Origin of the sequence: Peteryoungia wuzhouensis, assembly GCF_003205195.1 — a bacterium.
Classification (GTDB): Bacteria; Pseudomonadota; Alphaproteobacteria; order Rhizobiales; family Rhizobiaceae; genus Allorhizobium; species Allorhizobium wuzhouense.
This window is the reverse complement of the sequence record NZ_QJRY01000006.1, coordinates 105,910-119,173: the sequence shown is the minus strand read 5'-3', so window position 1 is coordinate 119,173 and position 13,264 is coordinate 105,910. Positions and strand designations below refer to the sequence as shown.

General features: G+C 57.7%; 10 protein-coding genes. 5 read left to right on the top strand and 5 right to left on the bottom strand.

Annotation, left to right across the window (positions count from 1 at the left end; all coding sequences use genetic code 11):
• Positions 1 to 66 precede the first annotated feature (66 nt).
• From DMY87_RS16380 to DMY87_RS16365, 4 genes are all read left to right on the top strand, one after another.
• Positions 67 to 1,185 (top strand): ABC transporter ATP-binding protein, encoded by a 1,119-nt coding sequence (locus tag DMY87_RS16380; RefSeq protein ID WP_245408960.1) that lies wholly within the window; start codon positions 67 to 69, stop codon positions 1,183 to 1,185.
• A 104-nt stretch (positions 1,186 to 1,289) separates the two neighbouring features.
• Positions 1,290 to 1,907 (top strand): dual specificity protein phosphatase family protein, encoded by a 618-nt coding sequence (locus tag DMY87_RS16375; protein WP_110792723.1) that lies wholly within the window; start codon positions 1,290 to 1,292, stop codon positions 1,905 to 1,907.
• A complete protein-coding gene (locus tag DMY87_RS16370) occupies positions 1,894 to 3,645 on the top strand; it encodes a metallophosphoesterase family protein (protein ID WP_110792722.1) in 1,752 nt (583 codons plus the stop codon). Before DMY87_RS16375 ends, DMY87_RS16370 begins: the two co-directional genes overlap by 14 nt.
• A 20-nt stretch (positions 3,646 to 3,665) precedes the next feature.
• On the top strand, positions 3,666 to 5,351 hold the full coding sequence (locus tag DMY87_RS16365; RefSeq protein WP_110792721.1) for a Na/Pi cotransporter family protein: 1,686 nt from the start codon (positions 3,666 to 3,668) through the stop codon (positions 5,349 to 5,351).
• 305 nt (positions 5,352 to 5,656) lie between these two features.
• On the opposite strand, the gene DMY87_RS16360 is transcribed toward DMY87_RS16365, so the two are convergent.
• From DMY87_RS16360 to DMY87_RS16340, 5 genes are all read right to left on the bottom strand, one after another.
• On the bottom strand, positions 5,657 to 6,646 hold the full coding sequence (locus DMY87_RS16360; RefSeq protein ID WP_245408959.1) for an NAD(P)-dependent oxidoreductase: 990 nt from the start codon (positions 6,644 to 6,646) through the stop codon (positions 5,657 to 5,659).
• Between the two features lie 54 nt (positions 6,647 to 6,700).
• Positions 6,701 to 7,765 (bottom strand): TRAP transporter substrate-binding protein, encoded by a 1,065-nt coding sequence (locus tag DMY87_RS16355; RefSeq protein WP_110792720.1) that lies wholly within the window; start codon positions 7,763 to 7,765, stop codon positions 6,701 to 6,703.
• An 86-nt stretch (positions 7,766 to 7,851) separates the two neighbouring features.
• Complete coding sequence (locus tag DMY87_RS16350) at positions 7,852 to 9,138, bottom strand: TRAP transporter large permease (RefSeq protein ID WP_110792719.1); 1,287 nt, start codon at positions 9,136 to 9,138, stop codon at positions 7,852 to 7,854.
• Positions 9,135 to 9,719, bottom strand: a complete 585-nt coding sequence (locus tag DMY87_RS24415) for a TRAP transporter small permease (RefSeq protein WP_110792718.1) — start codon at positions 9,717 to 9,719, stop codon at positions 9,135 to 9,137. Before DMY87_RS24415 ends, DMY87_RS16350 begins: the two co-directional genes overlap by 4 nt.
• A gap of 467 nt (positions 9,720 to 10,186) precedes the next feature.
• Positions 10,187 to 10,876 carry an IclR family transcriptional regulator gene (locus tag DMY87_RS16340; protein WP_165826275.1) on the bottom strand — a complete coding sequence of 230 codons (690 nt, stop codon included), beginning with the start codon at positions 10,874 to 10,876 and terminating at the stop codon, positions 10,187 to 10,189.
• 247 nt (positions 10,877 to 11,123) lie between these two features.
• On the opposite strand from DMY87_RS16340, the gene DMY87_RS16335 reads away from it, so the two are divergent.
• Positions 11,124 to 12,602, top strand: a complete 1,479-nt coding sequence (locus DMY87_RS16335) for an aldehyde dehydrogenase (protein WP_205908178.1) — start codon at positions 11,124 to 11,126, stop codon at positions 12,600 to 12,602.
• Positions 12,603 to 13,264 lie beyond the last annotated feature (662 nt).

The following is a 13,264-nucleotide window of genomic DNA, read 5'->3' as shown; positions in this document are numbered from 1 at the left end:
AAAACCAGAGCACCGGGTTGCCGTAACGCAACCCGGAAAGCTTGGGGAGGAAACCCGATGAACGAAGTGTCCTTGAAAGGCATCACCAAATATTATGGCTCTCACTTGGCCATTCCGCCGCTTGATCTCGAAATCCCGAAGGGCAAATTCGTGACGTTGCTTGGACCATCGGGTTGCGGCAAGACGACGACACTGCGCATCATTGCCGGGCTGGAACAGCCGTCCGGCGGCGAGCTGACGCTTGCAGGCAAAACAGTTTACTCCGGACGTGACAGCAGCTTCGTGCCTCCGGAAAAGCGCGGTCTCGGCTTCATCTTCCAGAGTTATGCGCTCTGGCCGAACATGAAGGTCGACAAGAACATTACGCTGGCCCTGCATCAAGCAAAGCGTCCCAAGGACGAAATTGACGCACGGCTCGCCGAAGCGCTGAAAAAGGTGCAGCTGGAACAGTATGGGTCGCGTTTTCCATCGGAACTGTCCGGCGGCCAGCAACAGCGTGTGGCCGTTGCAAGGTTGATTGCCGCACGCAACTCAATATTGCTGATGGACGAGCCGCTCTCCAATCTCGACGCAGTTCTCAGAACGGAAATGCGCACTGAGCTCAAGCGCCTTTCGCGCGATCTGGGCGCGACGACAGTTTATGTAACACATGATCAGGTCGAGGCGCTGACAATGTCGGATATCATCGTGGTGATGAAGGATGGTGTTATCCAGCAGATCGGTAGCCCCTATGAAATCTATCATGAACCGGCCAACCTCTTTGTGGCTGAGTTCATCGGCGACCCCCGCATCAATGTCTTCGACGGCATTCTTGAGCAAAGAGGCGATAGAAGCATACTGAAACTTCACGGTATTGAGGTCGTGCTTGAGCAGGTTATCGCGCGTGAAGGCGGACCTGTGATCTGCGCGATCAGGCCGGAGCATTTCAACCTGCATGAGGCGGCCATGACCAATGGCCTGGCGGCAGAGGTCGATGTCATACAGCCAACCGGATCGCAGACAATTCTCTCGCTATCCACCAAAGAGACGCCGATTACCGCGCTCATTCCGCGCTTTGTTGAAACCTGGCCGAACCGCAAGGTTTGGTTGGAGTTTGTCGCGCGCAACATGATGGTCTTCGATCCGAAGACGGGCAAATTGATAACCGCGACGGCGACGGCCGGGACGCGTTCGAACGCTGCCTGAAATTAAAACGACCAGCGAAAATTCTGCGGGCGTGAAGAGAACCGATCCGCTGGACGGGTAATATCCCGTGAGGGCTACTGGTACTTGTAGAAGGAACGAACAGCATGGATGCACCGGTATATTCGCGACCGGCGATCAGTCTGATTACGGAAGGGCTATCACCGCATAATTCCGCGCTCTATATCGGTGGGCTTGAAGGCGCACGAGATCTTGATCTGCTGAAAAGACACGGCATTACAATTGTCGTGAACTGCGCAATCAATCTCGACATCAACTTTGTCCGCAGTCCGAGCCTTGCCGAAGATGGTGCGCGCTGTGCAAGCGGCTACTCCGACATACGTTATTACAAGCTCGGCATGATCGATGGCAGTGGCAGCCCCGATACGATGATGCTGGGTGGCTACTACATCCTGCAGGGCGCATTGAACCAGACGCTTCCCAAGCGTGAAACCTATCCGTTCAAGGACGGTGGCAATGTACTGGTCAATTGCCGCAGCGGGCGCAGCCGTTCCGTTTCGCTGGTGGGGCTATTTCTCCACAAGCAGCAGCCGCACCTGTTTCCAACTCTGGACGCGGCAATAGCGCATATCCGTGACAAGCGGGAACTGCGTCAAGACGAGTGGTTCGAAACCCCTAAGCCCATGCTCTATGAAGCGGCAAGGCGGGCATCTGACTGGATCGATCTTGTCGAGGCAAGAAAGGCGGCCGATGCGGCATCGTGATCTGCCAGCGATCGCCATCATTGCCGATGCCCACTATCATGATCTTGAAGGCGATTATGGTTTCGAAGGCGTAGATGTGAATGGAAAGCGCCTCGCTGTGCGCAGCTGGGCCGAAACGCGCGCTTCAACGCGTGTATTCAACGAAAGCTTTCGTGCACTTCCCGCAGCGCTCGACGAGATCGTAGACCGCGGCATTCGTCATGTCGTCCTTCTCGGAGATTATACCGACGATGGCCAAAGACAGACGACGGATGCGGTTTGGCGTCTGCTGGAAGAGTACCGCCGGGCTCATCGGCTGTCATTTTATGTGATCCCTGGGAATCATGATGTCTTCGGTCCACATGGCCGCCATCAATCCAAGGGGTTCCTGAGTGGATCTGGCAGTGCCGTAACGGTCACCAGCGATGAGCAGGTGGCGGACTCGCGCCCGAATGCCCGCCTCAGTAAACGGATGTACTGTGAAGGTTACCCGGTTGGACTGTTGCCAATGCGCGCCTTCGGCCTTTTCGCGCAGCCTGTATATCACCATTGGGAAAGCCCGTTTGGCCTCTCCGACAGCATCCAGGATCGGCAATATCTGGTTTCTTCAGCCGATGGCCGTTCAACTTTCAGCCTGATGGACGCGTCATACCTCGTCGAACCTGAAGAGGGGCTTTGGCTTTTGATGATTGATGCCAATGTTTTCGAGCCGCGCAATGGACACCATGATCCCTTTCGCGAGGAAACGTTCATCGACAGCACGGCTGCTGGGTGGAACGCGCTTCTGCGTCTGAAACCCTTCCTGATCGACTGGATAAAGAATGTTCATGAACGGGCCAAGATACTTGGCAAGACGGTCCTTTCATTTTCACATTACCCCGTGATCGACCCCTTCGACGACACCAACGGATCGGAGGCGGCGCTGTTCGGCAACACCAATATGGCCAAGCGCACGCCATCAAAAGTGGTTGCTGACACTTTGCTGGACACCGGTATGACGGTTCACTTCAGCGGGCATCTCCATGTGGAAGGCACGACGCGCCGGTCCCAGGAGGGGCGCGAACTGGTCAATATCGCCGTTCCCTCGCTGGTGGCGTTTCCACCGGCTTTCAAGATCGTGCAACCCGGAAAAAACCTGCCGGACGTGAAGACTGTGGGGTTGTCACCCCTCCCGCTCGACCCTGCACTGATCAAGCTTTACCGCCTGGAATGTGCATCCAACGGTGAGATGCCGGATCCTGCCTTTGACACGCAATCCTATGGTGCCTTCCTTTTTGCCCATACGAGAGCGCTGGTCACGCATCGATATTTTCCACGGGAATGGCCACCGAAAATCGTCGAGGGTGTTGCCAAGGTCAATCTCGCCGAGATCGGCCTCGTGATGCTGGCTGCGGGGAGCACAGATGAGGTCACCACCCCCCATTCGGCCATCCCGTGTCGCAAAATGGCCCTGCTCGAACAGGAATGCACGCGTTTTTGCCTGAGCATTGAGGCGTTGAGCTCAAACTCGATGATAGATCTGGTGACGGACTGGTACTGTTTGCGTCAGGCGGGTGCGCTGGCACTTCCGTTTATCTCCGTAGAGCGGTTGGCAATCTACCGCCTCCTGACTGGCCGTCTCCTAGACCAAAGCCCACCTGCCCCACCGCAGACAGCAGGCGCGTTCCTGCAGGTCTTTCTGCATTGTCTTCGACGCTGGCTAAAAAGGGCTGGTGTCGAGCCGCATGAGGGGGCCCTCCTACCGAGCGCATCGTTGTAACCTGGACGGGAGAGACACCGATGGCATCCATAATCATCATGATTAACCTGTTCGGCGCGGTTGCCCTGCTTCTGTTCGGCCTTGCGCAGGTCAAGGATGGCGTGTCCCGGGCCTTCGGAGCTCAGCTGCGAACTGGCCTTGCCAACGGCACGCGCGGCAGCCTGCGCTCGTTTGCCTCGGGCTTCGTGGCAACGGTGGCGCTGCAGAGTTCCACTGCGACCGCGCTCATGGTGGCCTCATTTGTCGAGCGCGAATTGGTACTGCCGCGCATGGCCCAGATCGTTTTGCTCGGGGCCAATGTCGGAACGGCCGTGACGGCATGGATTGTTGCGGCAGGCACCGAATGGCTATCACCGCTGTTCATTGCAACTGGCCTTTTGCTCTATCGCGGTGGCTCGACGGGGCGAAAGGGCGGAGGGTTGGCGCTGGTCGGCATCGGGCTGATGCTTCTGTCGCTGCACCTGCTCAGCAGCGCCACGGAACCAATGCGAACATCTGCAGCGCTGGCCGCCTTTATTGGGTTGCTGGATAATGCCTGGCCGGTAGCAATGATCTTCTCGGCGGTCATTGCCTTTGCTTCATCCTCTAGCCTGGCTGCGATCGTCTTGATCCTATCGCTTTCATCGGCAGGAATCCTTTCGCCCGGATTGATCATAGCCCTTGTTCTCGGGGCAAACCTTGGCGGTGCCATTCCGCCGGTCGTGGCTTCGTTACGCGGCTCGGCGGCGGCCAAGCGTGTGACGATTGGAAATCTGATCGTGCGGGCGCTCGGCTGCTTCACGGCCTTACCGTTGGCCGGCCTTGGCGCCGATCTCATGATGGAACTGCCGTTTGGACCGGCAAATCTGCCGGTTGATGCGCATTTGGCATTCAACATCATGCTTGCAGCCGTCGCCTGGCCGTTCTCGCGCCTGCTCGCCCGGCTGATGCGGCTACTGGTTCCGGACGACGCACAGGAAGATACCGGCCCGAAATATCTCGATATACAAGAACTGTCGACGCCAACCGTGGCCCTGGCCAGCGCCACCCGCGAGGTTCTAGGCATCGGCGATCTGATCGAGCGCATGCTGATGCGCACATCCGATTCCTTCGAGCAGGACAATCTGGTCAAGCTGATGGACATTCCGCCGCTGGAAGCGCGTGTGGACAGGCTTCAGCAGGAGGTGAAAGTGTATCTTTCCAAACTCGGTCGCATGGGTCTCAGCCCGGAAGACAGCCGTCGTTCCCTCGACATCATCGACTACGCGATCAATCTCGAACATATCGGCGATATCATTGAAAAAGGCCTGCTGACGCAGGTCACAAAGAAAGCAGCTCTTGGACTCAAATTCTCTGAGGACGGTCATCGGGAACTGAGCACTCTTTTTCAACTGACGCTCGACAATTTGCGCATCGCGCAGACGATTTTTGTCACGCGTGACTTCCCTCTCGCTCGCCAGATGATGGAAGTGAAGGTGGAGGTGCGCCGCATGGAAAAGGAGTCCTCCGAGCGCCATATCGAACGACTGCGTGACGGGAGGCTGGAAAGCCTTCAGACCAGTTCACTGCATCTGGACATTCTGCGCGATCTCAAGCGAATCAATGCCCATATCGTCTCGGTCGCACATCCGATCCTGGATGATAGCGGCCTCTTGATAGAAAGTCGCCTTCGCTCAGTTGCAGAGTTACAGCCACAGCCGGCGGGTCGTCGCGTTCACCAGTCGTAGCGCCAGCATCAGAAGCAGCCGTCCGGGGTCACTGCGAGACGGACATCGGTTGAAAACTCATTTTTGACCCGCGCCATATGCGTCCAAGCTGCAGGCCAAACCCTACGTTGCTGCAAGCCCGGCTCAGTTCAATGGCGTTATCCAGGGCCGGCGACCTCGGGAAATTCAATCAATTCATTGAATGCCCTGAGGACGGAAGAAAACGCCGATTATCTGTTGGCTCCAAGACTGCCTGCGGCTGGCTTCAGCCACTGGGTTTAGGCGCATGACGCTGAAGCTTGTACCGCTACGGCGGGAAGATAGCTTCACGATGCCGGCTCGCTCGACGATATCTCTTGCGAGAGAATTGGAAAATAGCGCGCGCCATTCCCCGACTCGCGGGCGCGCTCCATAAGCGACCAGGCAAGCTTGGCCCCCTGAAGCTCGATACCCAGCTCATCGGCGAGTTCAAGGGCACACGACATGTCCTTCATCGCGTAGTTGATGGGAAAAGTGTTCTCGGGAAAATCCTGCGGCACAAGGGCCTTCATACCATGGTTGCGCAGCGCAAAACTGTCGGCTGATCCCTTGGCCAGCGTCTCGAAGAGCCGCCGAGGGTCCATGCCGGCCGCTTTGCACACGGCCAAAGCCTCAGAAAGAGCCACGATATTCTCGAACAGGATCATGTTGTTGAGAACTTTTGAAAGCTGTCCGCATCCGATCGGACCACAATGCAAAACCTCGCTCGAGGTATAGGACAAAAAGGGGCGGATCCGATTGAAGACATCCAAGTCGGACCCGACCATTGTCAGCAGCGTTCCGTCTTCCGCTGCCTGTCTAGTTCTCGCTACGGGCGCGTCGGCAAAGGCAATATCCCGCTCGGACAGTGCGGCGGCGAGCCTGCGCGTGAGTCCGACCGAGAGCGTGGACGTATCGACAACGGTCAGACCGGGATTGGCATTTTCAAGGATGCCTCCAGCTCCCGATATAACCTGTTCCACCTGCAAGCCGCCGGGCAAGGAGAGAAAAATTATATCCGCAGTCTTTGCCATCTCGGCAATGCTTTCGACAGGAACGGCACCAAGAGCGACGAGGCGCTCGACAGGGGCAGGGTTCAAATCCAGGATCTGCACGGGCGCACCGGATTTTGTCAGGATGTTTCTGCACATCGGTTCGCCCATGACGCCGAGCCCCGCAAAACCGATTTTCAAGTCGTTCATCCTGTTCTCCAAATTATGCCTGCGACCATGTTTTGCATCGCCGCGTCTTGCTCGTGCGTCGTCTTTAGAAAGACGGTTCCTTGCCGGCTCGACCAGACGTCCCGCCCGGCATCTTGAGAGCGGGCGGAACGTCAGCGGCGGTATCAGTCTTCAGTGTGCTGCATGGGCCTTTACGGCTTCGCGGTAGGCGGAAAGCGCCTCGGAACCCTTCTGACCCCGACCGTCCAGCAGCTTTGCCCAGTCGGTCGTGACGCCTTCCATCTTCGTGTTTAGCGCCTCGGTGTCTTCCGGCGAGAGCTTGAAGACAGTCGCACCTTCTTCAGCCAGCTTCCGGGCAAGCTCCGCTTCGCCGACGTCGAAGGCGTGGCAACCGCTTTCGGTCACTTCGCGGCCGACACGGGCAAAGGCTTCCTGCATGTCCTTCGGAAGTGCATCCCACTTCGCCTGCGACATCGAGAAAGTCACTCCAACTGTTCCGAAATTTGCGCCTTGAGTTGACGAGCCCGCGATCTGGTCCAAACCGTAGGAGAACATCGAGGCAAAGGGTAATAGCGCACCGTCCACCGTACCCTTGCTCATCGCGTCGAAGATCTCAGGCGGGGCCATGCGGACCGCTGTCGATGCCGTCGACTGAAGTGTCAGTTCCATCGCGCCGGCATTTGCGCGGATCTTCTTGCCCGCGAAATCCGCAAGTTTAGCGACCCCTGCGCGCTTGGAAAACACGGCCTGGTAGGGAGCCTGCGCGACATTGTAGATGACGCGGATCCCATTGGGTTTGAATTCGGCCTCATCGAGCATGCCACCATTCGTGACCAGATCGTAGAAGGCCAGAGTTGCTTCGCACGAACTCGACGCGATACCCGGCAGGTCGGCAACATTGCTCAACGGCATTTTTTCAGACACGTAGCTGGGGCCGATATATCCGATGTCAGCAATGCCCGCCTGCGTGAGCGTGAGCATATCCGAAGCCTTGCCGAGCTGCTGGGCCGGATAGTGCTCGAATTTGATACGGTCTCCGAATTCCGCCTTCAGCTTTTCCATGAATACGTTGGTGGTATATTTCGTAATCAGATGTTCCGCTGGAAGGCTGTCAGCAATCTTGATGGTCACTTCCTGCGCAAGGGCCGGCCCTGCACCGATCGAAATGGCAACGGTGGCAGCAAACCCTGCGGTTGCTGCGGCGTATAGGCTCTTGAATGCTCTTTGGTTTCTCATGCTACTCTCCTCCTCTAAAGTTCCTCGAGATGACGATATGCGGCGGCGTAATGTCCATGTTCAGGATCTTACATTCCGCGCTGATCTCAGTTCAGTTGGCTCGGCAGCCACAAGATGATTGACGGGAAGATCACCATCAGAGCCAAGACGATGATGTGCGCAACGACATGGGGCAGAATCCCATGGAAGACTTCGCTTAAGGGCCGTCCCGAGTATCGAGCCACGACGAAGGCGTTCAGCCCCAGCGGCGGCGTGATCATCCCGACCTCCGCTGCAACCACGACCAGCACCCCGAACCAAACGGGATCGAAGCCCAGCGACACGATTGCCGGCACCATCACCGGTACGGTCAAAATGAGGATCGCCAGCTGCTCCATGAAGCATCCGAGAATAAGGTAGAACACGATGATCCCGGCGATGATCAGGTAGGGCGACACGTCGAGCGTGGTGACCCAGCTGACGAACTGCGGCGTGATCTGCCCCAAGGTGAGAACATAACCGAAGACATTTGCGGCAATGATGATCAGAAAAATCATGCACGTGGCATGGACCGCGCGTCCGAGCGCCAGGAACGCCGTCTGGAAATTCAGAGCGCCACTGAAGAGCGCAATGAGAAAGGCACCTGTTGCACCCAATGCGGCCGCCTCTGTCGGCGTTGCAATACCGAGATAGATCGATCCGGTTACGCAGAACAGCAGCAAGAGCATCGGCCCGATTTGCTTGAGCGCACCCAGTCGCTCGCTCCAGCTGTAGCGTTCCGTTTCCGGGGCGATGGAGGGATCACGCCAAAGCAGAACGTAGACCGTCGCAATGATGGCCAAGGTGACGACAATGCCGGGAATGACGCCGCCAATAAGCAGCGCAGCGATATTCACCTCGGCGATGATGCCGTAGAGGACCAGCGCAATCGACGGCGGGATCAACATGGCGAGTGTGCCGGAGACGGCGACGACCCCTGCAGAAAAACTGGGCTTGTAGCCGGCTTTCTGCATTGCAGGCAGCGATGTGGAAGACAAGGCGGCAGCGGCGGCGGTCGACGATCCCGAAATCGCACCGAAGCCAGCGCCAGCCAGTGCTGTTGCGACTGCAAGACCGCCGGGGACCCGGCCGACCCACACGGCGATTGCATGGAACATGCGATCGGCGATCCCAGAGATCACAACGAACTCCGCCATCAGAATGAACAGCGGTATTGCAATCAGTTCGTAGCCGTTCGTCATGGAAAGCGGCGCAGTGGACAATATCGACAATGTTCCACTCAGGCCGACAAAGGCCCACAAGCCAAGGATGGACGTGAAGAACAAAGCAATCCCGACAGGCACGCCCAGAAGCAGCAGAACGAGCAGCCCGACAACAACACAAATGGCAATCACTTCGAGACCTCCGCGGTGGTTTTGCGCGTCTTCAGCACATCCGGCAGGCAACGGAAGAAACTCGCGATACAGAAAAAGACCATGAAGCCGGTGCCGATCGGAACGATCGCAACGCTCGCCCAGACTGGCCATGCGATGAGGGTGTTCAAGGTCTCGTTCGCAGCGAAGCTGTTGGCTGTCCTGACCGCGGATGCCCAGGCCAGAAGACCAAAGACGAACAATCCGATCACGGCTGCAAACAGTTCAAGAAGCTTCTGAAGTCTGGTCGGCAGCGTTCCAGTGAGGAGGTCGATTGCGAGATGCTCCCTCCGCCAGAGGGTCGCGCCGAAGCCGAAGAAGAACAGTGCCGGCGTCAGATAGAGCGAGACGAAGTCATGGACGAAGGCTACCGGCTCGCCGAGCAGATAACGCATCATCACGTCAGCCGTCACAAGTGCTGCGAGAGCGGCAAGAGCCACCCCTGAGACTGCGGTCGTCAATCTCGCCAGTGTATCGATAGCCCCCGGCTTACCTGATGAAGGCGGTTGAAACGCCTCACCACTCTGCACCGGCGCGCTCGAATGATCCAAGGATCCTGTCATCGTGCCCTCCTCTCCTCTTTGCCGAAGCGACCCAACTGGTCTGGCAACTCTGTTATCCCGCAGATGCGTGCGCCTCTATCCCGCCTGCAACTTTGTTCTGCCAGACAGACCATTGGTTTGCTTGACGGAACGAATAACATCTCTTTGACATCGGCGTCAACCGGATCGGAACCGTCCATGCTCACTTCATGCGAAGAGGTGACGACGCGCCGGCAAGCCGGACACCTTTCCAAGGCAGATGAAAGACCGGGTTCGCAAGACGTCATTCGCCGCGGAACGACATGCTCGATCCATGCTATCGAGAGCTAGCCGTGAGACAGGCTGCAGAAATGCCGCGCGCAGGCATCGCGCGGCCGTCAGGCAACGCGACACCAGTCGTTCAACCTCAGCCGGCGCTTCGCCGCTTGGGAAAAGTGGATTGGATCAGCGGAATACAGGCAGAAGTGGACCGCCCGGTGGATCGATCATCAAATCGCGGCGCCGAACGAACGGCTGATCTCGGTCGCGGCAGCGCGTATTTCGACAATCAGGCCCTCGACCCGCTCGGGCGTGAAACGTTCCATGGGGCCGGAGAGCTGCAGGACCCCGACCAGCGCATTTTTGTGGTCCAACACCGGCGCGGCGACTGCGGCGCAATCCGGAGAGGTTTCGCAATAAGACACCGCGAAGCCCGCCTCCCTGATGGCAACGACCTTGTCAGAATGCGGACCCGGCCCGTAGGCTTGAAAAAGATACCCGCCGGCCCCCCTGTCCAGCGGTCGCACGGTACCGACTGTCACTCGATCGAGGGTGGAATGGTTGGAGTTGACACGCAAGATGCAAAGCCGTGTGTCATCGTCCTGCCGCACGAAGAAGCTGGCGCTTTCGCTTCCGCGTTCGACGAGCCTTTTCAGAACAGGTTCGATCCGATGCGCAATTTGACTGCCATGTTGATAACGCGCGGCAAGGCGCACGACAGCCGGGCCCAGGTCGTAGCGTCCGTCTTCGGTGTGGATGATGTAACCGAACCGCTTAAGAGAGCCGATCAGCCGCAGCGCTGTGCTCTTGTAGAGACCTGTACGCCTTGAAATCTCAGAGATGGTGAGGGGACCATCGGATGTCTCGAAGACCGCGACAATGTTCAGCGCGCGATCAACAGCGGCAACGCCTGACTGCATTTCCTGGCCTGCGGCATCTTCGGTCGATCGGTCGGACATGAGACTCTTTCTCCACCATTGAGCGCGCCTTCGACGCAAGCTCGTAAATGCCGCCGGAAAAAACAGAATTCAAGCGCCTCTCTCAATGACGTGCGAGGCAACGGCCTGAGCGAGGGAAAGTTACCGCTTGAACGCACCGGCACAGGATGGTATCAAACTCTACAAAATAGAACAGTGGTCTGTCTGATAGAACATTTGGGAGCCAATGATGGTCAAAGCGTATTCGATGCTGATCGACGGAAAATGGGTGGCCGCAACCGACGGCGCGACGCTGGACAGCTACAATCCCTACAATCAGGAGGTATGGGCAACGATACCCGATGCGCAGCCCGACGATGCAAGACTTGCCATCAGCGCCGCCCACGACGCCTTTCACAACGGGTGGAAGCAAACCAGCGGCCAAGATCGGGCTGAGCTTTTGCTGAAGCTTGCCGATTTGATCGTATCGGAAGGTCCGGAGCTTGCCAGGGTCGACAGCACGGACAACGGAAAGGTCATCCGCGAAACCAGCGCCCAGATGAAATTTGCGGCACGCAATTATCGGTATTTCGCGGGGATGGCTGACAAGCTGCAGGGCGCTGTCGTGCCATTGGATAATACCGAGATGTTCGACTACACGCTGATTGAGCCTCTGGGAGTCGCAGTTCTGATCACGGCGTGGAACTCCCCCATCCCACTGCTTGCAAACAAGCTCGCCCCGGCCTTGGCTGCCGGCAATTCGGTCGTGATCAAGCCATCGGAATATGCCAGCGCTTCAACGCTTGAGATGGCAGCGCTGATCGAAAAGGCAGGCTTCCCCAAGGGAGTTGTGAACGTCGTGACGGGGGGAGCACAGGTCGGCGCAGCTTTGACACGCGATCCCCGGGTGAAGAAGATCAGCTTTACGGGCGGCCTCTCGACGGCGCGACACATCCTGCGTGACGCCGCTCAAAACCTGACACCTGTCACGACAGAACTTGGAGGAAAATCACCGAATATCATATTCGCTGATGCCGATCTGGATGCTGCCGCCACCGGAGCGGTCGCCGGAATTTTTGGTGCCGCCGGGCAGACTTGCATCGCGGGATCACGACTGCTCCTGCAACGCGAAATCTATGAGGCCGTATGTGACAAGATCCTGGCCATCGTTAAACGCATTGTCCTTGGCAATCCATTGGATCCGGCAACAGAAATGGGTCCTGTGGCAAACCTTGCCCAGCTCGAACGGATCTCCGCCATGGTAGATGAGGCCCGTGCCCAAGGGGCCAAAGTCGCGATCGGGGGAAAGCCCGCATCACGCGAAGGCTTGGGCAATGGCTACTTCTACGAACCGACCGTTATCGTTGATGCAGACCCCTCTCTGCGCATATGCCAGGAGGAAGTGTTCGGCCCGGTACTCTGCGTCATTCCCTTCACCGATGAAGCGGATGCGTTGCGCATCGCAAACGCAAGTGACTACGGCCTCGCTTCTGGCGTTTGGACCAGAGACGTCAAGCGGGCCCACCGCATGGCCCGAAGGCTGGAGGCAGGCATGGTGTGGATCAACACGTATCGAGCCTCATATGTTGGCGCACCATTCGGAGGCACCAAGCTCAGCGGTCGCGGACGCGAGCGCGGGCTGCAGACGCTGATGGAATATTCACAGGTCAAGAATGTGATGCTCGATCTCTCCGATGAGGTCCGCGATCCATTTGCCATGAAGCTATGACCCGGTGATCAATGGGTGCGACGGTAGCGCAGACTGGAGTTGCCGACCTCAATGTGGTCGGCGCCCTGGTCTCGTTGCGCCCCAAGGTCAGGTCGACCGGATGAGGTTATCGACGCATAGCTGCGTGTCGCCGATGATTGAAATTTCAACACTGGTAGCGATCGGTTCTCCCAAGCCCTCCGCGCCCGGCAGGTGCTGCCTCCCATAACCTGCCGGGCAAAATCTTGTTTAACAGCACGTTTTTTTCCGGGTGAGGTCAGTCGACACGTCTTTCATGTCGCAGCTCCTGGGCACAGCGCATTCAACTCGTCGCTCCCCGCGAAACGGGTGAAACCACCGGCAAGCGGCTCAGTGCCTGCATGGTCAATTCCTTCGACCAGCTGAAATTCAAACTCCCGAATATCCCCCTTAGACTGATGAAGACTGCCCTCGTCACCAGGGCCAAAAACGGATCTTATCCTTGGCAGGGTGATGCTTGCGGTCCATCCCCGACGTGATGGCGTGCTGTGCATCCGACACAGCCGCGCAGCACCCGGCCGGGGGTGTTCATCCGTTAGTCCGGCGCGTTTCCTTATCTTTTCTTTACGTCGGGCATCACTCTTCGCAATCGAAGTCTGACCCGAAGAGCGCTTAATCCTGTGTCTGTATCAACAGGAGAAACG

What these genes read in the sequence shown, in the direction of transcription:
- DMY87_RS16340 (WP_165826275.1), bottom strand. Translation starts at nt 10,876, where the DNA reads ATGCAGTCAGGCGTTGCCGCTGTTGATCGCGCGCTGAACATTGTCGCG.
- DMY87_RS16355 (WP_110792720.1), bottom strand. Translation starts at nt 7,765, where the DNA reads ATGAGAAACCAAAGAGCATTCAAGAGCCTATACGCCGCAGCAACCGCA.
- DMY87_RS16370 (WP_110792722.1), top strand. Translation starts at nt 1,894, where the DNA reads ATGCGGCATCGTGATCTGCCAGCGATCGCCATCATTGCCGATGCCCAC.
- DMY87_RS16375 (WP_110792723.1), top strand. Translation starts at nt 1,290, where the DNA reads ATGGATGCACCGGTATATTCGCGACCGGCGATCAGTCTGATTACGGAA.
- DMY87_RS24415 (WP_110792718.1), bottom strand. Translation starts at nt 9,719, where the DNA reads ATGACAGGATCCTTGGATCATTCGAGCGCGCCGGTGCAGAGTGGTGAG.
- DMY87_RS16365 (WP_110792721.1), top strand. Translation starts at nt 3,666, where the DNA reads ATGGCATCCATAATCATCATGATTAACCTGTTCGGCGCGGTTGCCCTG.
- DMY87_RS16335 (WP_205908178.1), top strand. Translation starts at nt 11,124, where the DNA reads ATGGTCAAAGCGTATTCGATGCTGATCGACGGAAAATGGGTGGCCGCA.